General features: G+C 44.6%; 23 protein-coding genes and 1 pseudogene. 13 read left to right on the forward strand and 11 right to left on the reverse strand.

Features of this window, described 5'->3' with window-relative positions; genetic code table 11:
* Window positions 1–22: 22 nt before the first annotated feature.
* Complete coding sequence (locus PLE7327_RS07825; protein ID WP_015143315.1) at window positions 23–511, reverse strand: hypothetical protein; 489 nt, start codon at window positions 509–511, stop codon at window positions 23–25.
* A 54-nt stretch (window positions 512–565) separates the two neighbouring features.
* On the opposite strand from PLE7327_RS07825, the gene PLE7327_RS07830 reads away from it, so the two are divergent.
* From PLE7327_RS07830 to acnB, 4 genes are all read left to right on the forward strand, one after another.
* Window positions 566–1,225: a class I SAM-dependent methyltransferase gene (locus PLE7327_RS07830; RefSeq protein WP_015143316.1), complete on the forward strand. Its 660-nt coding sequence runs from the start codon at window positions 566–568 to the stop codon at window positions 1,223–1,225.
* Window positions 1,226–1,254: 29 nt separating this feature from the next.
* Window positions 1,255–1,971 carry a class I SAM-dependent methyltransferase gene (locus PLE7327_RS07835; protein WP_051036399.1) on the forward strand — a complete coding sequence of 239 codons (717 nt, stop codon included), beginning with the start codon at window positions 1,255–1,257 and terminating at the stop codon, window positions 1,969–1,971.
* Window positions 1,972–1,985: 14 nt separating this feature from the next.
* Window positions 1,986–2,186 (forward strand): hypothetical protein, encoded by a 201-nt coding sequence (locus PLE7327_RS24295; RefSeq protein ID WP_144266096.1) that lies wholly within the window; start codon window positions 1,986–1,988, stop codon window positions 2,184–2,186.
* A gap of 654 nt (window positions 2,187–2,840) precedes the next feature.
* Window positions 2,841–5,450 (forward strand): bifunctional aconitate hydratase 2/2-methylisocitrate dehydratase, encoded by a 2,610-nt coding sequence (acnB, locus tag PLE7327_RS07840; RefSeq protein WP_015143317.1) that lies wholly within the window; start codon window positions 2,841–2,843, stop codon window positions 5,448–5,450.
* An 82-nt stretch (window positions 5,451–5,532) separates the two neighbouring features.
* Here acnB and PLE7327_RS07845 read toward each other — a convergent pair.
* A protein-coding gene (locus PLE7327_RS07845; protein WP_144266097.1) for an ISKra4-like element ISPle1 family transposase occupies window positions 5,533–6,596 on the reverse strand; the annotation gives its coding sequence in 2 pieces (ribosomal slippage) (window positions 5,533–6,491 and window positions 6,491–6,596; 1,065 coding nt in all).
* A gap of 166 nt (window positions 6,597–6,762) precedes the next feature.
* Here PLE7327_RS07845 and PLE7327_RS07850 point away from each other — a divergent pair.
* Both PLE7327_RS07850 and gntF read left to right on the forward strand, forming a co-directional pair.
* The gene (locus PLE7327_RS07850; protein WP_015143318.1) at window positions 6,763–7,686 is read left to right on the forward strand and encodes a Cof-type HAD-IIB family hydrolase; all 924 of its coding nucleotides are present in this window, start codon (window positions 6,763–6,765) and stop codon (window positions 7,684–7,686) included.
* A gap of 46 nt (window positions 7,687–7,732) precedes the next feature.
* Entirely contained in the window at window positions 7,733–8,512 is a 780-nt protein-coding gene (gene gntF, locus PLE7327_RS07855; RefSeq protein ID WP_015143319.1) for a guanitoxin biosynthesis pre-guanitoxin forming N-methyltransferase GntF, read from the forward strand.
* Here gntF and PLE7327_RS07860 read toward each other — a convergent pair.
* The 3 genes and pseudogenes from PLE7327_RS07860 to PLE7327_RS07870 form a co-directional block, all read right to left on the reverse strand.
* Window positions 8,509–9,844, reverse strand: a pseudogene (locus PLE7327_RS07860) (glutamine synthetase family protein). The gene gntF and the pseudogene PLE7327_RS07860 sit on opposite strands and share 4 nt — an antisense overlap.
* 16 nt (window positions 9,845–9,860) lie before the next feature.
* Entirely contained in the window at window positions 9,861–10,445 is a 585-nt protein-coding gene (locus PLE7327_RS07865) for a rhomboid family intramembrane serine protease (protein WP_015143320.1), read from the reverse strand.
* Window positions 10,446–10,543: 98 nt separating this feature from the next.
* Entirely contained in the window at window positions 10,544–11,521 is a 978-nt protein-coding gene (locus PLE7327_RS07870) for an alpha/beta fold hydrolase (RefSeq protein ID WP_015143321.1), read from the reverse strand.
* 303 nt (window positions 11,522–11,824) lie between these two features.
* Here PLE7327_RS07870 and infC point away from each other — a divergent pair, with 303 nt between their 5' ends.
* Together infC and PLE7327_RS07880 are read left to right on the forward strand one after the other, a co-directional pair.
* Window positions 11,825–12,355: a translation initiation factor IF-3 gene (gene infC, locus PLE7327_RS07875; protein WP_015143322.1), complete on the forward strand. Its 531-nt coding sequence runs from the start codon at window positions 11,825–11,827 to the stop codon at window positions 12,353–12,355.
* Window positions 12,356–12,493: 138 nt separating this feature from the next.
* The gene (locus PLE7327_RS07880) at window positions 12,494–14,209 is read left to right on the forward strand and encodes an ATP-binding protein (protein ID WP_015143323.1); all 1,716 of its coding nucleotides are present in this window, start codon (window positions 12,494–12,496) and stop codon (window positions 14,207–14,209) included.
* Window positions 14,210–14,550: 341 nt separating this feature from the next.
* On the opposite strand, the gene PLE7327_RS07885 is transcribed toward PLE7327_RS07880, so the two are convergent.
* The 3 genes from PLE7327_RS07885 to adhE form a co-directional block, all read right to left on the reverse strand.
* Window positions 14,551–15,405 carry a CPBP family intramembrane glutamic endopeptidase gene (locus PLE7327_RS07885; RefSeq protein ID WP_015143325.1) on the reverse strand — a complete coding sequence of 285 codons (855 nt, stop codon included), beginning with the start codon at window positions 15,403–15,405 and terminating at the stop codon, window positions 14,551–14,553.
* 104 nt (window positions 15,406–15,509) lie between these two features.
* Entirely contained in the window at window positions 15,510–15,797 is a 288-nt protein-coding gene (gene clpS / locus PLE7327_RS07890; protein WP_015143326.1) for an ATP-dependent Clp protease adapter ClpS, read from the reverse strand.
* A 157-nt stretch (window positions 15,798–15,954) separates the two neighbouring features.
* Complete coding sequence (adhE, locus tag PLE7327_RS07895; protein ID WP_015143327.1) at window positions 15,955–18,636, reverse strand: bifunctional acetaldehyde-CoA/alcohol dehydrogenase; 2,682 nt, start codon at window positions 18,634–18,636, stop codon at window positions 15,955–15,957.
* A 187-nt stretch (window positions 18,637–18,823) separates the two neighbouring features.
* On the opposite strand from adhE, the gene PLE7327_RS07900 reads away from it, so the two are divergent.
* Window positions 18,824–19,708 (forward strand): A/G-specific adenine glycosylase, encoded by an 885-nt coding sequence (locus PLE7327_RS07900; protein ID WP_015143328.1) that lies wholly within the window; start codon window positions 18,824–18,826, stop codon window positions 19,706–19,708.
* Window positions 19,709–19,714: 6 nt separating this feature from the next.
* Here the strand turns inward: PLE7327_RS07900 and PLE7327_RS07905 are convergent, their stop codons facing one another.
* Both PLE7327_RS07905 and PLE7327_RS07910 read right to left on the reverse strand, forming a co-directional pair.
* Complete coding sequence (locus PLE7327_RS07905) at window positions 19,715–20,128, reverse strand: DUF4278 domain-containing protein (protein WP_015143329.1); 414 nt, start codon at window positions 20,126–20,128, stop codon at window positions 19,715–19,717.
* 64 nt (window positions 20,129–20,192) lie between these two features.
* On the reverse strand, window positions 20,193–20,375 hold the full coding sequence (locus tag PLE7327_RS07910; RefSeq protein ID WP_015143330.1) for a DUF4278 domain-containing protein: 183 nt from the start codon (window positions 20,373–20,375) through the stop codon (window positions 20,193–20,195).
* Window positions 20,376–20,597: 222 nt separating this feature from the next.
* Here PLE7327_RS07910 and gatB point away from each other — a divergent pair, with 222 nt between their 5' ends.
* The 4 genes from gatB (at window position 20,598) to PLE7327_RS07930 (ending at window position 25,877) form a co-directional block, all read left to right on the forward strand.
* The gene (gatB, locus tag PLE7327_RS07915) at window positions 20,598–22,085 is read left to right on the forward strand and encodes an Asp-tRNA(Asn)/Glu-tRNA(Gln) amidotransferase subunit GatB (protein WP_015143331.1); all 1,488 of its coding nucleotides are present in this window, start codon (window positions 20,598–20,600) and stop codon (window positions 22,083–22,085) included.
* A 239-nt stretch (window positions 22,086–22,324) separates the two neighbouring features.
* Window positions 22,325–24,499 carry a cation:proton antiporter gene (locus PLE7327_RS07920; protein WP_015143332.1) on the forward strand — a complete coding sequence of 725 codons (2,175 nt, stop codon included), beginning with the start codon at window positions 22,325–22,327 and terminating at the stop codon, window positions 24,497–24,499.
* Window positions 24,496–24,966, forward strand: a complete 471-nt coding sequence (locus PLE7327_RS07925) for a hypothetical protein (RefSeq protein ID WP_015143333.1) — start codon at window positions 24,496–24,498, stop codon at window positions 24,964–24,966. The genes PLE7327_RS07920 and PLE7327_RS07925 overlap by 4 nt, the downstream gene beginning before the upstream one ends.
* Before the next feature lie 122 nt (window positions 24,967–25,088).
* A complete protein-coding gene (locus tag PLE7327_RS07930; RefSeq protein WP_015143334.1) occupies window positions 25,089–25,877 on the forward strand; it encodes a YdcF family protein in 789 nt (262 codons plus the stop codon).
* A 44-nt stretch (window positions 25,878–25,921) separates the two neighbouring features.
* Here the strand turns inward: PLE7327_RS07930 and PLE7327_RS07935 are convergent, their stop codons facing one another.
* Window positions 25,922–26,770, reverse strand: a complete 849-nt coding sequence (locus PLE7327_RS07935) for an alpha/beta fold hydrolase (protein ID WP_015143335.1) — start codon at window positions 26,768–26,770, stop codon at window positions 25,922–25,924.
* Window positions 26,771–26,813: the final 43 nt, after the last annotated feature.

Below are 26,813 nucleotides of genomic sequence, written 5' to 3' on the forward strand. Positions count from 1 at the left end.
CAAGAAGGTTAAATAGTCGGTTTTAAGCTAAATTGGAAGGAATATTTTGGGATTTAGAGGGAGTTGAGGGAGATAAGGATTTCAGTTGCTCATGAATGCCGTTTTGCAAGCTAGCGCGGAAGATTTCGACTCCTTTTTCTAAATTCCCTGGAGTTTCCAGAAAAATGAGGCTCTCTACTCCATCAAGCGCAAAGAGTTGAAACAGGAGATGGGTAACTGGTACGGAAGCAATGGCAATTTCTAAATTGGAGTTTTCCTGAGAATTGGCAGCATCTTCAGGAGACGAAAAGGCATAGATAACCCGTTTTTCCTGCTGGGGTTTTTCTACGTTGCTGAGGGTAGTGACAATCCAATCGCGATCGCGACTTTGCAAAATGTAATATTCTAGGTGTTGTAGCTGACTGGCAAAGGCTTTGAGAATAGGAATGACTGCTTTTTCCATCGCCCAAGCAGGAACTCCCTGCTCGGAGGCTTCCTCAATCAAAATTTGTAGCTGTTGGTCTAATTTCATCGATCTCCAGTTTGAATGCGAAACGTCAGGAAAAGTCTTAAGGATTGAACGATTATGCAGCGAATTCTCGAACCAGAAGTCATGGATAGTCCCGAAGAAGCTCTTGAGTACGATGCAATGGACTTCGCGGAAGTCAATACTGCCTTTGCTCAACGGGCGATAGAACTCGCACCTACAAAGGCAAAAGTACTCGATGCGGGCACGGGAACGGCACGTATCCCTATTCTAATTTGCCAACAGCGTCCCGATTGGCAAATTACTGCGATCGATTTGGCGCAAGCCATGCTAGAAGTCGGCAAAAGAAACGTTGAAAAAGCTAATTTAGGGAGGCAAATTAGTCTGGAGTTAATAGACGCTAAGCAGATGCCTTACCCTGACGAGGACTTTGATGTAGTTATTTCTAACAGTTTGATCCATCACTTGCCCGATCCCCTACCTTTTTTACAAGAACTTAAGAGAGTTTTAAAACCCAATGGTGCCATCTTGATTCGGGATTTGCTTCGCCCCTCCACTGAAGACATAATGTATCAGATGGTTGAAGCGATCGGTTCTGAATATGATAACCATCAAAAGCAGTTATTTCAAGATTCGCTGCACGCGGCTTTTACGCTAGCAGAAGTCGAAAAATTGGTGCAAACTGTTGGTTTAGAGGGCGTAAAGGTTTATCAGTCTTCGGATAGGCATTGGACGATAGAGCGAGTTTGGACTAATTAAATCGCGTTCTTGTGAAACTGCCAAAGGAGATGTACATCAATAACGCAACGCAACGCTTTTCCAGTCGAGTTGAAAATTACATCAAATATCGACCGCACTATCCCAAACAAATCATTAATTTTCTGCGAGAGAACTGTCAACTAACTCCTGCCTCAATCGTTGCCGATATCGGTTCGGGAACGGGGATCTCAAGCCAATTGTTTTTGCAAAATGGTAATCTAGTCTATGGCACAGAACCCAATCGCGAGATGCGCGAAGCAGGAGAGCGACTTCTCAAGCGATACGACAATTTCAAAAGTATTGATGGAGTTGCTGAAGCGACGACACTTGCTAATGCTAGCGCCGATCTAATTATTGCAGGTCAGGCGTTTCATTGGTTCGATCGCGCCAAAGCCAAATTTGAATTCAAACGCATTCTCAAACCGCAAGGTTGGGTAGTATTAATGTGGAACGATCGCCGAACGAATTCTACATCGTTTCTAATCGCTTACGAACAGTTACTCCAAACCTACGGGACAGATTACGAACAAGTCAATCACAAGCAGATCGATAAAACAATTATCGACAGTTTTTTGGGAACGGGTAATTATCAACAAACTAATTTTTATAATTATCAAACTTTTAATTTCGAGGGTTTAAAAGAAAGATTATTATCTTCCTGGTTGAGTGACAAAACTCAAATCGCCCTCACCCCAACCCCTCTCCCGTTCTGGGAGAGGGGCTTTCAACTTAAGACTTTGGACTGAAGTCCTTTCGCTCCTTGTGGGAGAAGGGATTTAGGGATGAGGGGACAAAGATTTGTCAGTCAACCAGATTATCTTTTTCTTATACGCCAGAAGCAGGACATCCAAACTACGAAGCCATGCTATCCGAACTCAGAAAAATTTTTGATACCTATCAAGTCAATGGAAATGCTACGTTCGAGTACGATACTATCGTTTATTACGGTCGAATGAAGTGATGAGACTATAGCGCGATCGCGTTTTAGAATATAGCAACCCTATTTCATTAGAGACGCAGAGAACACTGAGGATGAGATAACAGAGAGTTTTATGAATCGTCGGTTGGATTGTGCTTGCGCTTAACCCAACAACTAATTTATCGATCGCATAACTTTTGATTCTAAATGCAGAATTTATTGCTTCACTATACATCAAGCAAAACGAAGCATGAAAATATGAATGACTTAGTATTACCTTGTTATATAAATCAGTGCAAAGTATGACAAACTTTCAAATGTCATTCCAGTTTCACGCCTGAGCTTAAATCGGGAATTTTAGTAACTACAATATAAAGAGAAGACTATCGTTGCAGTCGCAATATAAAAGTTTACCCATGTCAAAATCTACTGACACGAGTATCTTATACTTACTTACCAAAATCGTTACCAAACGCGATCTCCTCTGCGCCTGAAGCGCGACGGCAGACGCTACAACAGGGGAACCCCCCGCAACGCACTGCCTCCTCTGCGTGAGATAAAAACACTAAAAATTTAGACTCAGCAAACCGAATACAAAAATAAAATTATCGATCTGTACCCTAGTACAAAATATCTTGATGAGATTTTAATCCTTATAACAAAGATAACCTTACCCAATACCGAGGAGAACCATTGATGTTAGAAGCCTATCGCAAACACGTCGCCGAAAGAGCAGCATTAGGCATCCCCCCCTTACCACTAAACGCACAACAAACCTCCGAACTGTGCGAACTACTGAAAAATTCCCCCCAAGAACTACAACAAGAACTGTTAATGCTGCTAACAGATAGAGTTCCCCCCGGTGTAGACGAAGCAGCGTATGTAAAAGCGGGATTTCTAACCGCCATTGCCAAAGGAGACATTACCTCTCCCGTCATTTCTCCCTTAGAAGCAGTAAAACTTTTGGGGACGATGGTAGGCGGTTACAACGTACACTCGCTCATCGAACTACTTAAATCGAGAGACACCGATATTGCCTCGGTTGCGGCAGAGGCACTTAGTAAAACCCTACTCGTCTTTGATGCCTTTAACGAAATTCTGGAATTGTCCGAAACCAATCCCTACGCCAAACAAGTCATCGACTCTTGGGCGAATGGCGAATGGTTTATTGCCCGTCCCAAGCTACCAGAAGCGATTACAGTAACCGTTTTCAAAGTACCGGGAGAAACCAACACCGACGACTTATCCCCCGCGCCCCACGCCACCACTCGCCCCGATATTCCCCTCCACGCTACGGTCATGTTAGAGACGCGGATGCCTGGGGCATTAGATACCATTGCCGAACTGAAGAAAAAAGGTCATCCCGTTGCCTATGTCGGCGACGTAGTTGGGACGGGTTCCTCTCGTAAATCTGCCATTAACTCCGTCCTGTGGCATATCGGTCAAGATATTCCCTACGTTCCTAACAAGCGGTCGGGAGGATATATCTTAGGCGGGAAAATTGCGCCAATTTTCTTTAATACCGCCGAAGATTCCGGTGCGTTGCCCATCGAATGCGACGTGACCAAGATGAATACGGGGAATGTCATTACCATTTATCCCTACAAAGGCGAGATTACCAACAAAGCAGGAGAAATCATTTCAACCTTCACCCTCAAACCCGAAACCATCCTCGATGAAGTGCGTGCCGGAGGACGCATTCCCTTACTCATCGGACGCAGCTTAACCGATAAAACCCGCCATGCTTTGGGACTAAAACCCAGTCCTCTCTTCGTCCGTCCCAAAATGCCAGAAGATACGGGCAAAGGTTTTACCTTGGCCCAGAAAATGGTCGGCAAAGCTTGCGGTTTACCCGGCGTTCGTCCGGGGACCTCTTGCGAACCGATTATGACTACAGTAGGGTCGCAGGATACGACGGGTCCCATGACGCGGGATGAATTGAAAGAACTTGCTTGTCTTGGATTTAGTGCCGACTTGGTGTTACAGAGTTTCTGTCACACCGCTGCCTATCCCAAACCCGTTGATATTAAAACTCACCACGAACTGCCTGATTTCTTTGCCACTCGCGGCGGTGTCGCGTTGCGTCCCGGCGACGGAATCATCCACTCCTGGTTAAACCGGATGTTATTACCCGATACCGTCGGTACGGGTGGCGATTCGCATACTCGTTTCCCCTTGGGCATTTCCTTCCCTGCTGGTTCCGGTTTAGTGGCATTCGCGGCAGCATTGGGGGTTATGCCTTTGGATATGCCAGAATCAGTGCTAGTGCGCTTTAGCGGAGAATTGCAACCCGGCGTGACGTTGCGGGATATCGTCAATGCCATCCCCTACGTTGCCATGCAACAAGGCAAGCTAACCGTCTCCAAGGAGAATAAGAAAAATGTCTTCAATGGACGCATTATGGAGATGGAAGGGCTGCCCGATTTGAAAGTCGAACAGGCATTTGAACTCACCGATGCAACGGCAGAACGGTCTTGTGGCGGCTGTACGATTAAACTGAGCATCGAGACGGTTTCTGAATATCTTCGTTCCAATGTTGCCCTACTCAAAAATATGGTGGCACGGGGATATCAAGATGCCCGTACCATTATGCGCCGCGTGGAAAAAATGGAGCAATGGTTGGCGAATCCCATCCTCATGGAAGCGGATGCAGATGCGGAATATGTCGATGTTATCGAAGTCAATTTAAGCGAGATTAAAGAACCCATTGTTGCTGCACCTAACGACCCCGATAATGTCAAATTAATGTCCGAATGCGCGGGCGACAAAATCGATGAAGTTTTCATCGGTTCTTGCATGACCAATATCGGTCACTATCGCGCGGCAGCTAAAATCTTGGAGGGGGCGGGTCATGTCAAAGTGCGCCTCTGGATTTGTCCGCCGACTCGCATGGATGAAAAACAACTCCGCGAAGAAGGAGTTTATGGGATTTTCGCGGCGGCAGGGGCACGAACTGAAATGCCCGGATGTTCTCTGTGCATGGGCAACCAAGCGCGAGTTGAAGATGGCGCGACAGTGTTTTCAACTTCTACCCGCAACTTCAACAACCGCATGGGGAAAGATGCGCGAGTCTATCTCGGTTCGGCGGAATTAGCTGCCGTTTGTGCCTTGTTGGGGCGCATTCCTACGGTTGAAGAATATATGTCGATTGTGGCAGAAAAAATTAATCCATTTGCAGGCGAGTTGTATCGCTATCTTAACTTCGACCAAATTGCAGGTTTTGAAGATGAAGGTCGTGTCATTCCCCTCGAAGAAATGCCCAAGATTGAGGATATTCTGGGGATTCCAGCAGGTACGCTGAAGTAGGGTTTGACCTCACCCCTCTACCCCTCTCCTACAAGGAGAGGGGTATTTTTTGGGAGCATCCACTTTTGGAAGAAACACCCAATCAGACAGCAAGTAAACCATTAAGATAAGCACAACGAACAGAGAGGATGTGATTGACACTTTCAACATTCCACTGTGCGCCAGAAATTTTGATCCTTAAACCAATTTGTTTAATTGCAGATTCAACTGCCCCTGAACCGATAGAACATAATTGTTCAGCCTGATAATAGCTGTAATTGACAATGCGAGGGAGATGTTTTTCCAGATAAGCGATGAAATTTTTAGCTTGTTTACCTCGGCAATGATTAAATAGGGTCTTGGCCGCTTCTACCTGACCTTGCCACAACAGAGTTTCCGCAGCTTTGAGTCGCTTTAAAGAACCACCAACTTTATAAAGATTTTCCTTCAGGTGATACCAATCCAAAATTTCACAGCGAGAAAACTGGTCTTGTCCAAATTCTCTCACCAGATTCCAGACACCATCATGTCCATCTCCCAAGCAAACAAGAGGGTCTAACAACTGTTGGCTATTGACATAATCAATTAATGATTGGTTGTCATCAAAAAATGCACCATAGTAAATCCCTTGCAGACGAACGGTTTTATAGTCTCGCCAGTGGCAGCCTGCTTTCGGTTTACCCCTGAGTCGGACTTTTCCTCCATCTACGCTGACTTCTGAAACTGATTGTTTAGCAAGTGGTAGTTGAAAATCTTGTGACAGCACTAGTTGTTGTTGTGTTGAATGACCAACTTTTACTCCTGTCAATGCCTCAATCTCGATTTCTGCTTTTTGGTATGATTCGTTAGCTGATAACCTCAAACAGCACTTTTGAAGTAATGGACTTAGGCGAGTTCTTGGCTTTAAACCTAGTCTAATAAGCTGTTTGGCTTTTAATTTCAGTTCCCCTACTAGGCTTTTTATTTTCCTAGTTTTACCTACTTTTGTTCCAGTTTTTGTTCGATAAAAAAGGGCTATTTCTGGGCTGACTAGTTCTAATACTTGACTGCGAACTGTTTTTCTATGCCTTCAAGGTCTGTCAGCTTACTTTTGTCTGCTTCTTCATACAGCAGTGTTGACAATTCTTGTAAGCAGGCTTTGATCCGTTCTTGTTTCTCTTGGTTCATTGTCAGCGATCGCACAGGATTATTTCCCTTTACATTTTCCCATAAATGGTAAATCTTCCAAAACTGGATGCTCCCTATTTTTTATTTAATTTAGATAAATTATGTAGCTAGTGTAGACTCTATCGTGTAAAGTATGCCAAAAAGTCAATAAAAATAGTCAATAGTCGTGGAAAAACCAGAAATTAAATGCTTGGTACTGGATATCGATGGCACTCTCGTGGGAAGGTCAGAAAATATTTCTCAAACTGTTAAGCAAGCGATTGGGGCGGCTCAAAAGCAGGGAGTTTATATCGCGATCGCCACGAGTCGCGATTATGGTTCTACTTTACCCATCTGGAAGGAAATCCGCTCTAATCAACCCTTGACCTGTTATGGTGGGGCGCTGATTAAACACCCAAAAACTCAACAAATTTATCGGCACTTTCGTGTCTCTAAATCGTTGGCACGCCAACTGCTTGAAGATTTCGATCGCTTTAATCTACCAGAGCAAAAATTTTCGCCCCAGTTCCACGTCAATGAAAAAATTTATGTGCGGACACTAACCAGAGAACTGCAAGACTACGCAAAGCGGTTTGGGATTGAAGTCACCGCCGATGTGGATCTGCGCCAAGTCTTGACTAAAGCAGAACCGACATGCATTTTGGGGTTCAGCCAAGATACCACTCTAATTGACAAGCAGGTGAGAAACCTGCGCAAGCGTTATTCTCTAGCTGAGCTTTCCTTAAACCGCTCCGGCTCTTACTTTTTTGAATGTCTCCATCCCTCAGCCGATAAAGGAAGGGCAGTGCATTATTTAACTAAAAAAATTTTAGGTCTGCAAGTTGAAAACGTCATGGCAATCGGCGACTACTTCAATGACCTGTCTATGCTGGAATACGCCGGGGTGGGGGTAGCGATGGGGAATGCTCCGCAGGAAGTTAAAGCTCAAGCAGACTGGGTGGCTCCCAGTGTAGAACAAGACGGTGTGGCGGCGGCGATTGAGGAGTTTATCCTGCAAAGATCTCTCAATTGTGGCAAGCGCAAGCGAAAGTGGAGAAACCTGCGATCGTCTATTGTTACAGGCGCAAAAACCGTTCGGGTAGCATCTTAGCCAAGGCGAATAGACAAACACAAACTTTTATTCTGGAAGATGTTTTATGGTCGCACCAAGATTTGAGATTCAATACGCTGCTTATCGCGATTGGCAACCACAAGATTATCTGGCGCAGTATTACGTGGATGTCAAGACTGAGGAGTTGCTCACTCTAGAGTTTTTAGTGCAATCGCTTCAAAACATGCCGACGACATCTGTGATGCTTGATTTTGGTTGCGGACCTATTATCAGTCACATCCTGCCAATCGTTCCAAAAGTGCAAGAGATTCACATGGCGGAATACTTGCCTGCCAACCGTGCCGAGGTTCAGAAGTGGCTGGCTAGTACTGATGACGCGCACAATTGGCGAGCGTTCGCATTGGCAACGCTGCGCTTGGAGGGAAACCCCAACCCAACCGAAACCGAAGCGAAGGCACGCGAGCAACAAGCGCGAGACCGCATTAAAAGCCTTTTGCCCTGCGATGTCAATAACCCAGATCCCCTCGGTGCCCAGAGGCGCGGCTTTTACCCCTTGGTAACCACCAGCTACTGCGCTGAAGGCGTTACCACCAGTAAGGAGAAGTGGCGCGCCTACATGAGAAATATTGCCAGCCTCGTAAAACCAGGCGGAGTTCTGCTCCTTTCGGCAGTTGGAGGAGCCGCCAATTTCTACCGCGTTGGCGATCGCTATTTTCCCTGCACTAGGCTCGATCGCCAAGACGTGCTCGCATCTCTTGGCGAAAATGGATTTACCGACATAGACATACGAATTCGTCAGGTTAGCGATCGCTCACAAGAAGACTACAGTCACCTCATTTTTGCCCGTGCGGTTAAAGCTGGTTAGTATCGCTCCAACAGAAGTTGTACTTCTTTTCCAAATTCCCAAGTCTTCATTTCTTCCCACTCGCAAGAACGCACGGCTAGGAAGGCTTTCGCCAAGTCGTCTCCTAAAGCCCCTAAGAGTAAGTCATCTCGTTGCAGATGCGCGATCGCAACTCCCAAATTACTCGGCAAGCGACTAATCCCTCGCTTCTCGCGTTCCGAGTCGCTTAGATTGCCCGGATCGACTGCCACGGGTTCGGGCAACTCCAAACCTCTGCCAATCCCATCCAATCCTGCCATAATAACTGCGCCCAGGGCAAGATAGGGATTGGCAGAGGCATCTGAGGTCTTATACTCGATATGGGTCGGACTGGGGGGGGGCTGGATTGGTCGGCACTCGGATCGCTGCCTCGCGGTTATCGAAACCCCAACAGCGAAAGGCACCGCTCCAACTGTGGGGAAGGATGCGCCGATAGGAATTGGGGGAGGGAGTTGTTATTGCCATGAGAGCGGGTAAATGCGCCAGCAATCCCGCCACGAACTGACTGGCAAGGGGAGATAGCTGTCCCGGTTTATCGCCATAGGGCAGAATATTGTTTCCGTCTCGCCAGAGACTCAGATGTAGGTGACAGCCGCTTCCTGCGCCTTCGGCAAAGATTTTTGGTAAAAATGAGGCAATCAAGTCGCGATTTCGCGCGATCGCTTTGACAATTTCTCGAAAGACGATTTGTTGGTTGGCAGCAGTCAGGGCATCTTTGTATAACACTGAAATTTCCTGCTGTCCCGAACCCGATTCGGGATAGTACTGCTCGACTATTAAGCCTCGATCGATGAGCGCTGCGGCAATCTCATCGATAACTGGCTGCTGAAGATCCATCGATAGGGTAGAAGCAAAAACGGTTGTGTCGGCGGGAACGATCTTTTCTACGGCGGGTCGCAACAGATAAAATTCGTTTTCAAACGCTGCCCTTACCTCGATTCTCTCGTCCGCTGCTGCCGCGATCGCTCGCTTGAGAAAGTCGCGGGGACAGCACGACCACGGTCGTCCGTCCTTGACCAGATCTCCCATCGCCCTGGCATGACCTGGGGCGTATGGCAGAACGGTTAGAGTATTCCAATCCGGTACCAGCCGAACTTCGCCAACGGGTCCGAGTCCGCTATTAGCCGCAGGCGCATCGTACATGACTGGAATGGCTTGTTGGGCGGCAGAAATTCCTACGCCGCGAACGAAGTATTCGGACAATCGTTTGACGTGGACGGCTTTGCCTCGGATGACATTGCCGCTGTCGCACCAGAGAAGGCGGACAAAATTGATATTGGCGCGATCGAGCAAGTTGAGGATTGAGCGTTCCATTCCCTCGCTTAACGCCCTATTTGCCATGGACCCGCTTTTCTGTGGCAATCATTCGTGCCGCTAAAACACCGCCCAAAAAGCCAAACAAATGTCCTTGCCAAGAAATCCCGTTGTTGCTTGGCAAAACGCCCCAGATTAAGCCACCATACAGCAGACCCACAATAATTGATAAAAGGATGGAAGGCAAATTGCGCTGAAAATAGCCCCTAAAGAGCAGAAAACCCAGATAGCCAAAAATTAGGATGCTCGCGCCGACGTGAACCGTACCGGGTACGGCAAATAGCCAAACCCCAAACCCGCCAACCAGCATCGTCAGCAGCGTCACGATGAAAAAGTCGCTGGTTTCTTGTAGCATGACCAGCCAACCCAGCATGAGGAAGGGAATGGTATTGGCAATCAGATGGGGAAACCCGCCGTGGAGAAAAGGAGCCAACAAAATTCCTCGCAGTCCGATCGAAGAGTGGGGAATAATGCCCAATAGATCTAATCTGCCTCGGAAAATGACGCGATCGATGATTTCTACAACCCAGAAGGTGGCGACGAACGAACCTAAAATTGTCACTTGGGTCTTTAATTCGCGGGCAATGGCATTTCTGCTCATGATTTTTACTGAATCCGGTTTAGATTTGATTTTTTTATTCTTCTAGACTAGCAAGCTGATGGATTCCTCATCCTGCTTTTAAGAAATCTCAAGAAATGCTAGCTGGCCTCTTCAATAACGCTTTTGAAGCACTTCGATTCGATCCTTTCAACTGCTTTCGCCTGGTTGAAATTAGCTTCTAGCCAGTCGAGCAAAATTGCGTTAAATTGGTCTGGAGATTCATCATGGGGACAGTGACCGACATTGTCGAGAGGCACAAACTCGATTTTGGGGTTGAGAGATGCCACAGAGGGCGCGATGGCAAAGGGAACCATGCAATCTTGACGACCCCAAACCAAAAGGATGGGAATGTTTAACGTCGGCAACACCTCTTTTGCCGGCGGAGAAAATTGCGGCAATCGCACCGACTTGAATAAACGATGAAAGGTTCTCGCTGCGCCCTTATCTTGAGCGGGAGCTGCTAGAATTTGTACCAGTTCGTCAGTAATCGCCGCCCGATTGACATAAGCTATCTTTACCCAACGACGCACGACCTCCGGATGGCGCAGGATTTTAAAGATCGCCTTAAGTAAAGGAGGAGACGCGATCGCATTTTCGATCCCCATTACGATTGGTTGCAGCCATTTTGGGAGCGTCTCTTGCCGTAGTATAGATACATCGGGCAAGCTGAGCATGATAATCCCTTCGACCATATGGGGATAGGTAGCAGCGGCTGTCATACAAACCAGCGACCCGATGGAATTGCCGACTAAAACGACTGGCTGACCGATAAAGGTTCGCCAGAAATCGTATAATTGCTCGACCCAAAGATTGACCGTGTAGTCGGTAGCTACTTTGCGAGAAGCCCCAAATCCCACCAAATCCAGCGCATAAACCGTATGCGACTGACTCAGGACGGGAATATTATTACGCCAATGCTCGATCGCAGCCCCAAACCCGTGAATGAGAATCAAGGGAGGCTTTGATGGGTCGTGCTTTTGCGAGGATCGCAGGTAGGTATAGCGCGTTTGCCAGCCTCGCCATGCCCAGTCTCGTTGACGACCTATGCGTTTTGACCAGTTTTCGGTAATAGTCACCCAATGCCTCTGTGCGAACAATTGTGTACTTCCTTATAATTGTAGTAATTGTAGTGTTGCTGTCTCGACTGTCTAGTTTTGCTTGGTTCGCTGGAACAGTTTTTCAAGTCGCGAAGTGGCTATTCGCAATTACGGATTATTTTGGTCAACTGGCTTACACTCTGTAACGGTTTCGCCTCAAATCAAAATTAAAGTTAATAATATAAACAGAAGTTTGTTCGGAATCAGTAAAATGACAGAAGTAAGCTCTACCTTATTTATTCGTGTTGTTTAATTTACCGCTCGGAGAAAATCATCTTGCCTGTGATAGAAAAAAAGCGTAATCAAAAAGATTTACCTCAAATTAACGAAAGAATTCGTTTTCCTGAAATTCGCGTCATCGATACCGATGGATCGCAACTTGGCATTTTCACGCCCAGCGAGGCGCTGCGAATGGCTGAAGAAAAAGAATTGGATTTAGTCTTGGTTAGCGAGACAGCCAAACCTCCTGTCTGCCGGATTATGGACTACGGCAAATATAAGTTTGAACAGGAGAAAAAAGCTAGGGAAGCGAAGAAAAAACAACATACTGCTGATGTTAAGGAAGTAAAAATGCGCTATAAAATCGACGACCACGACTACCATGTCAGGGTCAATCAAGCGCAACGCTTTCTCAAATCAGGCGATAAAGTCAAGGCAACTATCACTTTTAAAGGTCGAGAAATTCAACACTCTCACTTAGCCGAAGAATTGCTCAACCGACTGGCAACAGATTTACAAGAAGTTGCTGAAGTTCAGCAAGCCCCAAAAAAGGAAGGTCGCAACATGATGATGTTGCTCGCACCTAAAAAGTAACAAAGTAACTAAGACTTTTCCTTAAAAAGTCAAGAGTTAGAATTCTGAATTGGTATTTTGAATTCAGAATTTCTCTTGACTTTTTATCTTTTTGAGAAAACTTAGGTGTAGCATAAAAAAAGCCAATCAAGATGAGGTATGAACGAAAAACCTCTCGGTTCCATCATCCAAGGTTCCTTAAGTAAAGGGCTAGAAGTTCGCTTGCATGCCGATGTTTCGGTAGAAGATATGCGAGTCGGGAAATTTCTGGTCGTTCGAGGAACGCGATCGCGCTTTTTCTGTCTCCTCACCGACGTGGCTTTAGGCGCAGCCAGTCAAAGAATCCTCGCCAATCCCCCCAGTCCAGACGATAGTTTTTTGCACGAAGTACTAGCCGGAAGCGGTACCTATGGAACGATCGAACTTTCTCCCATGTTAATGTTTACTCCCACCGATGAAGACAAGGCACAAACGCCACCACCTCCTTCTACCAATGGAAAAAGTCCCCTCGCCTCCTTTGAGGCACAAACCAGCGCCAACCTGGAGTTACTTCCAGTTAAAACCATTCCCGCCCATTTCAGCCAAGTTTTTGATGCCAGCGAAGAAGATTTTCGCGCCGTCTTCGGTTGGGAAGACGACCCCCATCGACGCAATTTTGCCATAGGACAACCCTTGGATATGGATGTCCCCGTCTGCATCGATCTAGACCGCTTTGTCGAACGCAGTAACGGAGTCTTTGGCAAATCGGGGACGGGCAAATCGTTTCTAACGCGCCTATTAATCTCAGGTATCATCCGCAAGCAAGCCGCCGTTAACCTTATGTTCGACATGCACTCCGAATACGGTTGGGAAGCGATGCGGGAAGGCAAAGAAGTCTCGACCGTCAAAGGATTGCGCCAACTCTTTCCCGGACAGGTAGAAATTTATACCCTCGACCCCGAATCCACTAAACGGCGAGGGGTGCGCGATGCCCAGGAACTCTACCTCAGCTACGATCAAATTGAAATCGAAGATATCAGACTCGTCGGACAAGAATTAGGCTTATCCGAAGCGAGTCTCGACAATGCCAATATCCTCTACTCCGAATACGGCAAATCCTGGATTATTCAGTTACTGAATATGTCGAACGAGGATATTAAGATGTTTTGTCAGGAGAAGCAGGGACACGCGGGTTCGATTATGTCCTTGCAGCGCAAACTTTGGCGCCTAGATAGCCTAAAATACCTGCGCACGGCTTGTCCTCACAACTACATCGACCAAATCTTGCAATCTCTCGATGCTGGCAAGCACGTCGTTATCGAGTTTGGATCTCAATCGAATCTGCTATCTTATATGCTGGCAACCAATATGATTTCTCGGCGCATCCATGCCAGCTATGTTAAAAAATCCGAAAAGTTTTTGCAATCCAAAAATCCTCAAGACCGCCCTCGCCAGTTAGTGATTACCATTGAAGAAGCCCATCGCTTTCTTGACTCCAAAATCGTTCAGCAAACGATTTTTGGCACCATTGCTAGGGAGATGCGCAAGTATTTTGTGACCTTATTAATCGTCGATCAGCGTCCCTCCGGCATCGATAACGAGGTCATGTCCCAAGTTGGCACCCGCATTACCTGCTTGCTGAATGACGAAAAAGATATCGATGCGATCTTTACTGGGGTGTCTGGCGGTCAAGGTTTGCGATCGGTTTTAGCAAAACTCGACTCCAAACAACAAGCGCTAATTCTCGGTCACGCCGTCCCCATGCCAGTTGTGATACGTACCCGCGCCTACGACCAAAAATTCTATGCCGAAATAGGCGATACCGATTGGGAAGCGATGCCAGATGAGGAAGTGTTGGCAGCGGCTAAGTCAGCTAGGGCGGATTTGGGGTTTTGATATTTTAAAGAACCACATCATATTCGTATTTGTCTCCAATTGGAGACAAAATTTCTAATACTGCCGCTAGATAGGACAACTTATATCTGGCACCAGAACCAGTAAACATTAAAATCTCGCCAAGAAATCAATTTCTTGGCTAACAGCATAAGTCCATTTTAATGGACTGAAAGCCTTATCTAGTCATCATTTAGTCCTAGAGGCGAGGACTTTTGCGATCGAGCTTGGGAATTCATTCCCTTGTTGAGTGAAGCGTAGGTGCAAGATCTGAGATAACCGAACTTCTCGAATTTCCTCAATCTTGGCTTCGATCGCAACTTAAGTAATAACTTTTAAATCAATCAAGTATCTACAGGAGGCTTGGTTTTTCCACTGATTACTGCTCTCCTCCTCATCCAAACTGCTAAAATCCCTAAGAAAAATATCCCCATTGCACCCGCAATCGGATTATTATCTATCCCCGTTATCCAAGGAGAGACTTTCCCTGTATATTGCAACACTTGACCGACATTAAGAATATAATATCCCCAGACTAAACCAGCATGGATGCCGATACAGATTCCCAACCGTTGAGAGCCAGAACGTTTTGCCCAAACTAACGTCAATCCCAATAAAATTAAAGCAGGAAAAGTTGGAAAAGTCCGAATAATTTCTTCGATAGGTTTGAGAAAGTGTAGCAGCGCAAAAATCAATGCATTTGCCCAGAGAACGGTATTGGGAGCATAATCTCGCTCTAACTCATCCAAAAACCATCCTCGAAATAATAATTCTTCAGCTAAACCAATTCCCAAAGCACTTACTAAACCTTCAGCCACAATCCTCAATAAGAATGCTGAAGGAGGTTTAAAAATAACCCAGCCGAGAATGGCTTCTAAAACAAATAAACCTAGCGTAAATAATAAACCAATACTCAAACCATTGAGGAGATCGATACCATTTTGTCTCGTCCCAACTAACCCGTAACGTTTCAGCCAATGGGAGTCTTGGTAAACTTTTTGACTCCAGAAGCGAAGCAAAATTATAAATGCAATAAACATCAACCCCATCGTCAGAATTTTGGCTAAATTGGGGTCGCTTTTTAGGAGACTATAAATAGGAATCGCTAAAGGAAGCCAGATTGACAGCAAGGCTAAGATAAAAACCCCCAGCCTTGCTGGTGCTGGGTAAGAGATAATACGAGTTAAGTTAAAAGTCAAGATTGAATAAAATTTACTGGTTTTTGCTTGATTTAAAAAGAAAGAGTCTCGAACAGCGTTGTAGGTGCGATCGCTGTTCGCTGTTAGCCGACTCTAGATTGGCTTTACTCATCTGGTTCGATAGTACTGCTCAAGCCATGATTTTTCAACGTCTCGCAATAGAACTCGGCGGGTTCCAATGCACAGGTAATGACCAAGGCAACGCCATTGGTATGCGCTTCCATCATAATATTGACAGCTTGAGGCTGGGTCATTCCTGCCACTGTCTTCATGAGGGTTTGTACGACATACTCCATCGTATTGAAATCATCATTGTGGAGTAGGACGCGATAGCGAGGAGCTGGTTTACGAACTGTTGAGGTAGAACGCTTTTCCAGAACTTCGGTAGACACAGTTTTCCTCCGTTGATTAGTTCAGTTACTCTTTGAAGTTCTTAACTCATATAGAAAATGTTAAATCATTCTTTACGATCGTGAAAAGTTAGATAGCGATCGCTTGGTAAGGTTACCAATTTGCGATCGCCATACTTCGTTAAGCTATTTCCAATCCCTAATGCCGCTTAAGAACAGAAAAGATCGGTTGCGGATCGGGCTTGATTTCTACTGCACCTGCATGACCGTTACCATTAGGACTGGGATTAAGGGGCGAATTGCCGTGATAGGCATCGATTAACAGTTTCCTGAGATCGTTAATCAGCGGATAGCGCGGGTTAGATCCGGTACACTGATCGTCAAAAGCGCGATCTGCGAGTTCGTCTAGCTTGGCATAAAATTCCGTTTCGCTTTCGTGGATGACATCTTTGATGGCTGCCGGAATCTCTAACTCGCGCTTAAGATCTTCTACCGCTTCGATCAAGCGATCGATCTTTTCTTCTTCAGTATTGCCTCCCAATCCCAAATAATTAGCAATGCGAGCATAGCGCCACATGGCATTAGGATATTTATATTGAGAAAAAGTGGCTTGCTTAAATGGTGCATCCGTGGCGTTGTAGCGGATGACGTAGGAAATCATCAGTGCATTTGCCAACCCGTGGGGGATGTGAAACATTCCCCCCAACTGGTGCGCCATTGAGTGACAAATTCCTAAAAATCCATTGGCAAACGCCATCCCTGCCATCGTTGCCGCATAGTGAACCTTCTCCCGCGCCTTGGGATCGCTTGCCCCATTTTTATAGGCACTGGGAAGATATTTAAAGAGCAAGCGAATCGCTTCTAAAGCAAGACCATTGGTATATTCTGAAGCCAATACCGAGACAAACGCTTCTAGTGCATGAGTGAGTGCGTCGATACCCCCATAAGCCGTTAGTTTTTTGGGCATACCTAACACCAACTCCGGATCGACGATCGCCATCGTTGGCGTTAAGGCATAATCGGCTAAAGGATACTTGATATTATTGTGGCGATCGCTCACGACAGCAAAGGGAGTTACTTCCGAACCCGTTCCCGATGTAGTAGGAACGGCAACCAGAATTGCTTTCTCTCCCAAAGGCGGCAACTCGTACACTCGCTTGCGGATATCCATAAACCGCATGGCAAGTCCTTCAAATTCGATCTCTGGATGTTCGTACAGCAGCCACATAATCTTTGCCGCATCCATGGGAGAACCGCCGCCCATGGCGATAATTACGTCGGGATTGAACGTATTTATTAGTTCTAATCCTCGACGAACGGTATTGAGAGAGGGATCGGGTTCGACATCGTAAAATATGTCATAGCGCAACCCAATTTCATCGAGTACCTCTTCTAAGGCACCCGTCATCCCCAAATCAAAAATCGGTTTATCGGTGACAATAAACGCCCTTCGTTTTCCGACTAACTCCCGAATGGCAACGGGAAGCGAGCCGTGTTTAAAATAGATTTTCGGGGGAATGCGGAACCAAAGCATATTTTCTCTCCGTTCCGCTACCGTTTTAATATTGAGTAAATGGGTCGGTTCGACGTTTCCGCTAATTGAATTGCCGCCCCAAGTGCCGCAACCGAGGGTGAGCGAAGGATCGAGACGGAAGTTGAAAATATCGCCAATCGCGCCTTGAGAAGACGGCGTATTGATCAATACCCGTGCCGTTTCTACTTTGTTTTCAAAGCGTTTGATATGCTCTTGATTGCCTGGCGCGGTATAGAGTACCGCTGTATGTCCCCTACCGCCGAATTGCACTAATTTCTCAGCTTTCTCGACTCCATCTTCAAAATCTGTCGCCCGGTACATTGCCAGGATGGGAGACAATTTTTCATAGGAGAATGGTTCGTCCGTGCCAATTTTTTCCACTTCGCCGATTAACAAGCGGGTATCGTCGGGAATTGAAAAACCCGCTAATTGGGCGATTTTCTTGACGGGTTGACCGACGATATCGGGATTGATGCGTCCCTCAACCAGAATCAGATTAGCCACTTTTTCCCGTTCTTGGGCGTTGAGAAAATAGGCTCCTCGTTCGGTAAATTCGTGCTTGACTTCGCGATAAATCTGACTGGCGACGATGACTGACTGTTCGCTGGCGCAGATCGTACCATTGTCAAAGGTTTTGCTCAATATAATCGAAGAAACCGCCATTTTAATGTGAGCCGTTTCGTCAATCAAGGCTGGCGTATTGCCCGCACCCACTCCCAGCGAGGGACGACCCGAAGAATAGGCAGCTTTGACCATGCTCGGACCTCCCGTGGCTAGGATGAGGTTAATATCGGGATGTTGCATCAAAGCCTGGGATAGAGGAACTGAGGGGTCGTCAATCCAACCGATAATATTGTCGGGCGCTCCCGCTGCTATGGCGGCTTCTCGGACGATTTTGGCAGCCTCGATGGTGCAATCTTTGGCTTTGGGATGGGGAGAGAAGATAATGCCATTGCGGGTTTTTAGGGCAATGAGGGATTTGAAAATAGCTGTCGCCGTGGGGTTAGTGATGGGAACGATTCCTGCTAGGATACCGACGGGTTCGGCAATTTTCTGCAATCCAAAGGATTTATCCTCTTCAATAACGCCGCAGGTTTTGTCGTTTTTGTATTTGTTGTAGATAATTTCTGAAGCGAAGTGATTTTTGATTACTTTGTCTTCAATTATTCCCATTCCCGTCTCAACTACAGCCATTTTTGCCAAAGGAATGCGTGCCGAATTGGCAGCGAGTGCAGCTTTTTTGAAGATGAAATCGACTTGTTCTTGGGTGAAAGTAGCGTATCGTTTTTGAGCGATTTTAACCTGTTGGATGAGTTCTTTTAGTTCTTGAATGTTGGTAACTTTCATAACAATTGTAGATGACCTATTAATTGAAGCGATCGCATTGATAATTTACACTTTTCAATTTTTTATGCAGTCAGAAAAAGTTTCTATATCTCTAAAGGATTTTTAAAGAATTTGTTGCTTAAAGTATCGCCGAATACTTACTTAAAGTATCGTTTAATACCAATAAGTAAATATTAAAAATATTTTGATGATTAACACATCAATAAAATTAGAAGTTCAAACTTTTAGAATGAATTTAGAATGCGATCGCTTAGATATGAAATTTCTGGCAAAAGTCATTAACTTAGCGCTCTTCTTTGCCTCTTGGCGTGAGATCGAACGACAACGGCGGCAAAAGTATACTCTCGATTTGTCTTCAATTCTCAGTGCAATGACAGCTATAATTCCTTACTCCAAAGAAACCCTTTCAGAAAGTCTCGCTCCAGCTAAAATCAAGTGGTTTCGCCGCCAGTTGTCTACTTGGGCAAAGGAAAACTTGCGCGACTTTCCCTGGCGACGTACTTCTGACCCCTATGCTATCTTCATCGCCGAATTCATGTTGCAAAAGACAGATGCTGCTACAGTCGTCCCCATTTACGAAACTTTTCTGGTTCGATACCCTGCCCTTCAGGATTTAGCAGCAGCAACCGTTGATGATATTGCCCAAATTTTAAAACCGCTCGGTCTTCTATTTCGAGCCGAGCGACTACTACAGTCGGCACAAACCATACTGGAAAAGTATCAAGGAAAAATCCCTCTTTCGGAAGATAAATTGCTAAAGTTGCCAGGAATCGGCATTTATACAGCGCGGTCTATCTGTGCCAATGCCTTCAACCAACCGCTAGCCGTTCTCGATACAAATGTAGCTCGTATTTTAGAGCGCTTTTTCGGACTCAAAGGAGAGCGCGTGAAATCTCGTTGCAAGTTGCTTTGGAAAGCCGCAGAATCGGTTGCCCCTGCCAGAAAGGTAGGAACGTGGAATCTAACGTTGCTCGATTTTGGTGCCACAGTCTGTACGGCTAAAAATCCTCTCTGCGACAAGTGCCCTCTACAAAAGCAGTGCAATTATGCCAATTCAGCTTCTTTATTATAGAAATAGTTATTTCTCCAGTGCCAGTTGCTGAGATTCTTTTTCTAGAAGATCGATTAGATGTTCGTCGCCATTTGCTTTAGCGACTTGTAAGCGACGTTCTAGACTGCGGCGCATATTTTCTAGATGGGTGTTGGAGATTTCGTCAGCAACAACTGTCTGCGGTTGTTGCGCGGGAACCGGACAATACACGCCTGTCGTATCCCATTGAGGAATGATAATTTCTCCTCCTCTAGGAATGGGACGAGTGCTGTAGGCTATCCCTCGATACTGTCGCTTCCATTTGGGCTGAAGTTGGGGAATATGTCTAGGATAGCGATAATTCCAGTCTCGTCCGCGATATTTGCCACCAATTTCCCCTTCATTCATCTCTAGGATTGGCAGCTCTTTTTCATAATCAACACCCCGATAGGATAGTTTCATATCGTTTGCCTCTAAATAACAGTTCAAAATTCAAATTTTTTAAAGTTTGCAATCGCTCGAATGCTCAACTAATGCGGTAATGAACGCCCCGATAAATCATTTCCTGGGAATATCGGCGGCGCAATGGCTTTTGAGAGCGATGAATTTTCGAGGGAACGCCCCGATAGGTTCCGTCGATTCCGTCTTCCATGACTTCCTGCACTACAGGGCGATATTCATACTCGATACCACGAAAAGAAAGTCTCATGACTATACCTCCGCTTGAATGGGGAACAAGGAGAACGCGCTAGGCAACTCTAGCGTTATTATTCCCATCCCCTATTGCTAAGGTAACAGCTCCTAGCAAAAACAACAAATAATTCTGTATCTATGATTACATTTTGTCAAAAATAGGTTACGAGGCGATCGCCCAACTTTTTTTGTGCGGCAAAGATACAATAGAGCCGTCTATAGTATGTTTTAATTGCTCATGGCTACTGCTACACCTATCAAAACCGAGTATGAAGCCATTATTGGTCTAGAGATTCACTGCCAGCTCAACACGAAGAGTAAAATTTTCTGTACCTGTTCTACTAACTTTGACAGTCCTCCCAATACCAATATCTGTCCCGTCTGCATGGGATATCCTGGAGTCTTACCCGTTCTCAATGAAGAAGTCCTTGCCTCTGCGGTTAAGCTAGGACTTGCCATTAACGGTCAAATAACCCCTCACAGCAAATTCGATCGCAAACAGTATTTTTATCCTGATTTGCCGAAAAATTACCAAATTTCTCAGTACGACCTCCCCATTGTCCAACACGGCTCTTTAGAAATCGAGTTAGTGAATAAGAAAACTGGGCAAGCAACGCGCAAAACCATTGGGATTACTCGCCTGCACATGGAAGAGGATGCGGGAAAACTCGTCCATGCGGGAAGCGATCGCCTCTCCGGTTCCACTCATTCTCTAGTCGATTTCAATCGTACTGGGGTTCCCCTGCTCGAAATCGTTTCCGAACCCGATTTGCGATCGGGTCAAGAAGCGGCAGAATATGCGCAGGAGTTGCGCCGTCTGGTACGCTACCTCGGTATTAGCGACGGCAATATGCAGGAAGGATCGCTGCGTTGCGATGTTAACGTCTCCGTTCGTCGAGTGGGAGATAAAAAATTTGGCACGAAGGTCGAAATTAAGAATATGAACTCGTTCAGTGCCATCCAAAAAGCGATCGACTACGAAATCGAACGGCAAATTTCAGCCCTAGAAAACGGCGAAAAGATCGTCCAAGAAACTCGACTCTGGGAAGAAAACACTCAACGCACCGTCAGCATGCGGTCTAAAGAAGGGTCTAGCGATTATCGCTATTTCCCAGAACCCGATTTGCCGCCGATCGAAGTTTCTGCCGAACAGTTGGAGAAATGGAAAGCGGCAATCCCGGAACTTCCCGCTCAAAAGCGCCGTCGTTACGAGTCAGAATTGGGGTTGTCTGCCTATGATGCTCGCGTGTTGACCGACGATCGCAACGTGGCAGAATATTTTGAAGCGGCAGTCGCGGCGGGGGCTAATCCCAAATTAGTTGCCAACTGGGTCACTCAAGATATTGCTGCTTATTTGAACAATAACAAATTAAGCATTGGCGAAATCGCTCTCAAACCCGAAATTCTGGCAGAATTAGTCAACTTAATCGCAAAAGGAACGATTAGCAACAAAATTGCCAAGGATATTTTGCCAGAACTGTTGACAACAGGAGGGTCTGCCAAAGATTTGGTAGAAAAGAAAGGATTGACTACACTGTTCGATCCCGCAAAACTGGAAAAAATTATCGATGAAATCATTGCCGCCAATCCTAAAGAAGTTGAAAAGTTTCGTAGCGGCAAAGGCAATATTAAAGGTTTCTTTGTCGGACAGGTAATGAAGAAAACAAGTGGACGTGCCGATCCCAAGCTGACCAATCAGTTGATAGATAAAAAACTTCAGGAATAAGTATCAAATTGTGAAACAATTTTACTGTTTTTCTCCTTCTAACTCTCATAGTGGTAGACTGTACTCAGTAGATGCACCCTGATATTTTGGGAGAATCCCTTGGCGGGATCTCCCTTTTTTGTTTTTTTTATTTAAGACTTAATTTTCTTTATTCTAAGTAACTTTTTATCCTCCTATATTCTGCTTAAAACTTTCTAAAAAGTTATTAGAAATGCTCATTGATAATCGATAATCTTTCTATGCAAATAGCTATTTTAGTCCTCGTTCAAGTTCTGATTGTCATAGCTCTCTCCCGAATCATGGGAGTTGGATGCCGCGCAATCAAACAGCCTTTAGTCATCGGAGAAATCATCGCTGGAATTATGTTAGGACCCTCTTTATTAGGGCTAATTTCTCCAGCGACCGCTAACTTTTTATTTCCTGAGTCAACTTTACCGTTCCTAAATGTCTTATCAGAAATTGGCTTAATCTTTTTTATGTTTTTGATTGGGTTAGAACTCAATCCGAAATATTTAAAAGGTCAGCTTAACGTTGCTATACTAACTTCTCACGTTAGTATTATCGTTCCTTTTTCTTTAGGAAGTTTACTAGCACTATTTCTTTATCCTTTAGTTTCCAATAGTTCGGTCTCCTTTACTGCTTTTGCGTTGTTTTTGGGCGCAGCCATGTCAATTACTGCCTTTCCAGTATTGGCGCGGATTATTACCGAAAATAATTTACAAGGGACAAAATTAGGAACTCTAGCCCTAACTTGTGCAGCAGTTGATGACGTTACGGCGTGGTGTTTATTAGCACTCGCGATCGCAGTGACTCGAACTAACAGCGTGGCAGGTGCTTTTCCAACTATTATCGAAGCCCTAATTTATATCGCCTTTATGGTAACGGTAGGGCGATGGTTTCTGCAAAAACTGGTCGTTCATTACAGGCGCAAGGGAAGACTATCTCAGTTAGTTTTGGCAGGAATTTACATGGCAGTTGTTACTTCTGCCCTCATTACAGAACTTATTGGAATTCACCTAATTTTTGGTGCGTTTTTATTAGGGGCAGTCATGCCCAAACATGCAGGTTTGGTGAGAGAACTTGCTGAGAAAACTGAAGATTTCGTTCTCATTTTTTTACTGCCCGTCTTCTTTGCTTTTAGCGGTTTGCGGACGCAAATTGGCTTGTTAGATCGCCCTGAATTATGGCTGTTATGTGGTGCAGTTGTAGCTATTGCTATTATTGGGAAATATGCAGGAACATATGTTGCAGCGCGAGTATCTGGCATTGAAAAAAGAGATGCTTCCGCTTTAGCTTGGTTGATGAATACTCGCGGACTAACCGAGTTAATTGTCTTAAATATTGGCTTGAGTTATGGAGTCATTTCGCCGCTATTATTTACCATGCTAGTCATTATGGCATTGGTGACAACATTTATGACTTCTCCTCTGTTGGAGTTAACTTATCCGAAAGAAAAAATCCGGTTAGATCTGATTGAGGAACAACCTGAAGAAGTGGCAGCAAAACCTTCTCCTGTTTACAAAATATTGGTGCCAGTTGCTAATCCAATGACTCAACAAAGTCTGCTTAATTTAGCAGTTGCGATCGCAGGAAATCTATCTGCTGTCATTCATCCTCTTAGTTTAATCGAATTGGAAGAAGATTATTTTTTCCAAAGTACTCCCGATGAAGCAGAAAGATTAATTAGACAGCGACGAGAAGAATTAGAAGCATTAATTGAGACGTTAGAACCTCCTGAGATGAGAAAGAATGTTGCTCCCATTGTTCGCATTGCTAACGACGTTGCGCGAGAAACAGCTAACATTGCCATCGCCGATAATGCTAGCTTAATTATTGTTGGTTGGCACCGTTCGACATTTAGCATGAATCAGTTGGGAGGAAGAGTAGGAAAAATTTTGAATACTTCTCCAGTAGATGTCGCTGTTTTTATCGATAACAGACAGCAAAAATTAGACTCGCTTTTAGTCGCTCATTCTGATAATATTCATGACGATCTTGCCTTATCACTTGCCTTAAGATTGCTGATAAACAATCCCAATCGAACCCTAAAAATCCTTCGCTTTACAAAAGCTCAGCAAGAAACCAATGAGTTAGGCTATGAATTGCGGAATATGTTGGAATTGTTGCCTCAAGAGGTGCGATCGCGCATAGAAATTATTAAGCCTCAAGAAGAAGCCGATCCCATCCGAACGGCGATTAGAGAGTCGCGCAATACCGATCTCACTATAGCAGGAACGAGTCCGGCATGGGGAATCGAACGTCAAACCTTGGGACGCTATACTGACCGACTGTCGCAAGAATGTCATTCATCTCTATTAATTACCCGCCGCTATTCTCGCGTCATTAGTCATATTAGTTCTTTGGTAAATCCAGAACAAAACACGCTCTTATCGCGCTCGAATGACAAACAATGAAAGAACATTTTAACTTAAAATCTTTAACATTTTATGGAGTAATGATAGGCTCGGTTTTGGTTATTTTTAAAACGATTACTGCCTACGGAGAAAATTATCTAAAAGCTCCTTCATCTGTTGCTGGAAATTATCGAATTAACGCTCGAGCATTACCAGAATGTTTTGACCAGGAAACGCTTAATTTGAACCTAGAACAATCAGGGATTTATTTATTTGGAAATTTATCGACAAACGAGCAAAAAATTATTTTAGATGGCAAAATTAATGGCGAACAGGTATTTTTATCCGGTAAAGCCGATCGCATTGCTCAATGTCAAATTACCAATAAAAATCCTGGGATTGAAATCAAAGGACGCGCTCAAGAAAAGACTTTTATAGGAGCAATTAGATGGAATGCTAATCCTCAAGGAATAAATTTTACAGGAACTTTAGAAACATTGCCAACCCAATCTGAACCAGAACATTAGTAGACAGAAAATTTATTCTCTGTCTCAGAAGCTAAAGTCCGTTGAAACAGACTGAATATTTGGGGACAAGAAATTTATTTCTTGGTAAAAAATGAATGATTAACAAAAGTATAAGTCAGAGAATGTTTCTCTTTTTATCCAAATTACTACCTATATTTATCTACCCATTAGGATTAGTTTCTATCTGTTTAGTAATTGCTCTAGTAATGTCATGGAAAAAGTTTTCTTGGGAACAATTACCCATTGCCCTAGCACTAGGAATTATTTTATTAAGCAGTAATGCTTGGGTAACGACTTTCTTAGTAACCTCGCTGGAGTGGCAAAATCTTCCGACAGATATCCCAACAGCAGAAGCGATCGTAATCCTGGGTGGTGCAATCAAACCTTCTGTTAAACCTCGACCGATGGTAGATGTAAACGAACAGGGCGATCGCGTTCTCTACGCAGCTAAATTATATCGCGATAAAAAAGCGCCTTTAATTATCGCCTCTGGCGGTCGAATAGATTGGCTCAACAACGATCGCTCCGAATCGGCAGATATGGCACAATTGCTAGAAATGATGGGAGTACCATCGGAGGCAATTATTCAAGAACCAAACTCTCTCAACACCTATCAAAACGCGGTCGAGGTCAAAAAAATTCTCGATGAAAAAGGCATTCGCAAGGTGTTATTAATTACTTCTGCCCTACATATGCCGCGATCGCTTCTCATTTTTAAACGGCAAGGAATAGAAGCTATTCCAGCACCGACAGACTTTTTAGTCAGCGAACTCGAAAATCAATTCTTAGGGAATAGTTTTCAGGCAATTGTCCTCAATTTATTGCCAGATAGCGATCGACTCGATAAGACAACCAAAGTTCTCAAGGAATATATCGGCATAGCAATTTATCGCCTGCGAGGATGGCTTTAACAGTTATTAGTAAATTAGACTAATAAGCAAGGAAAATGCTTGCACTACCGAATTGCTTTTAAAAATTTCTCTACTGTTTGATTAAAAATTTCTGGTTCGACTAAAAATGCCCAATGATTGCCTGGAACTTCACAAATTTGTAGATTTTTTAAATAAGTTTTATAGGGTTTGAGCTGCCATGCAGTGCGATTGAGTCCTTTTTGAGGTTTGACAAACAGCGTTGGAATATCAATCGGTTGCGTTAGTCCTGCCACTTGCATGACTTCTTCAAAAATGCGATCGCGAGCTTGCACAACAAATTTACTGCCCCAAGTTCCATCGCTTTTTTGTTCGATACTAGCTTGAAAAACTTGCTCCTGTAAAGGCTTCCAATCGCGATATTGTTTTAATTGACGCGCCAATTTTTCTGCTTCCTCGTAACTAGAAAAAGATCCCATAATTTTAAGGAAAGGTAAAACGCGGTACAAAATTGGAAACGTTATTTTAAACCAACTAGGAATTTTCCCAATAAAAAAGGGATCGACGAGAATTAAACTCCGAAAACGTTTGGGATCTTGTCTTGCCCAAATTGTTAATAATTTAGCACTCCACGAATGAGCTAAAACATGAGCGGAAGACCATCCTAAATGTTTCATTAGTGCTTCTAAATCGGCAATAAAATCGGAGAATAAATAATTATTTTCAGGCTTGCTACTGTCTCCATGACCGCGCAAATCGGGAGCAATAATGTGGTAGTTGAGCGCTAGATAGTCTCCCAGACTCGACCATACTAAAGCGCAATCAACCAAACCATGTAAGAGAATTAAAGGTTCTTTTCCGCTATTCCATTCTAAATAAGACAACTGAATGTCAGAAAAATTTAAGATTTGACGGATAGGCGCGATTGCATTCATATTACAAGCAAAGCTTTTTTTCCTTTCAGATTTAGCAAGTGCC

This window comes from Pleurocapsa sp. PCC 7327 (assembly GCF_000317025.1).
GTDB lineage: Bacteria > Cyanobacteriota > Cyanobacteriia > Cyanobacteriales > Microcystaceae > Hydrococcus.

Coding starts and splice junctions, on each gene's coding strand:
- gatB (WP_015143331.1), top strand. CDS start 20,598: ATGGCTACTGCTACACCTATCAAAACCGAGTATGAAGCCATTATTGGT.
- PLE7327_RS07930 (WP_015143334.1), top strand. CDS start 25,089: ATGTTTCTCTTTTTATCCAAATTACTACCTATATTTATCTACCCATTA.
- PLE7327_RS07905 (WP_015143329.1), bottom strand. CDS start 20,128: ATGAAACTATCCTATCGGGGTGTTGATTATGAAAAAGAGCTGCCAATC.
- gntF (WP_015143319.1), top strand. CDS start 7,733: ATGGTCGCACCAAGATTTGAGATTCAATACGCTGCTTATCGCGATTGG.
- PLE7327_RS07865 (WP_015143320.1), bottom strand. CDS start 10,445: ATGAGCAGAAATGCCATTGCCCGCGAATTAAAGACCCAAGTGACAATT.
- PLE7327_RS07880 (WP_015143323.1), top strand. CDS start 12,494: ATGAACGAAAAACCTCTCGGTTCCATCATCCAAGGTTCCTTAAGTAAA.
- PLE7327_RS07935 (WP_015143335.1), bottom strand. CDS start 26,770: ATGAATGCAATCGCGCCTATCCGTCAAATCTTAAATTTTTCTGACATT.
- PLE7327_RS07920 (WP_015143332.1), top strand. CDS start 22,325: ATGCAAATAGCTATTTTAGTCCTCGTTCAAGTTCTGATTGTCATAGCT.
- acnB (WP_015143317.1), top strand. CDS start 2,841: ATGTTAGAAGCCTATCGCAAACACGTCGCCGAAAGAGCAGCATTAGGC.
- PLE7327_RS07925 (WP_015143333.1), top strand. CDS start 24,496: ATGAAAGAACATTTTAACTTAAAATCTTTAACATTTTATGGAGTAATG.
- PLE7327_RS07830 (WP_015143316.1), top strand. CDS start 566: ATGCAGCGAATTCTCGAACCAGAAGTCATGGATAGTCCCGAAGAAGCT.
- adhE (WP_015143327.1), bottom strand. CDS start 18,636: ATGAAAGTTACCAACATTCAAGAACTAAAAGAACTCATCCAACAGGTT.
- PLE7327_RS07825 (WP_015143315.1), bottom strand. CDS start 511: ATGAAATTAGACCAACAGCTACAAATTTTGATTGAGGAAGCCTCCGAG.
- PLE7327_RS07835 (WP_051036399.1), top strand. CDS start 1,255: ATGTACATCAATAACGCAACGCAACGCTTTTCCAGTCGAGTTGAAAAT.
- PLE7327_RS07900 (WP_015143328.1), top strand. CDS start 18,824: ATGATTAACACATCAATAAAATTAGAAGTTCAAACTTTTAGAATGAAT.
- PLE7327_RS07910 (WP_015143330.1), bottom strand. CDS start 20,375: ATGAGACTTTCTTTTCGTGGTATCGAGTATGAATATCGCCCTGTAGTG.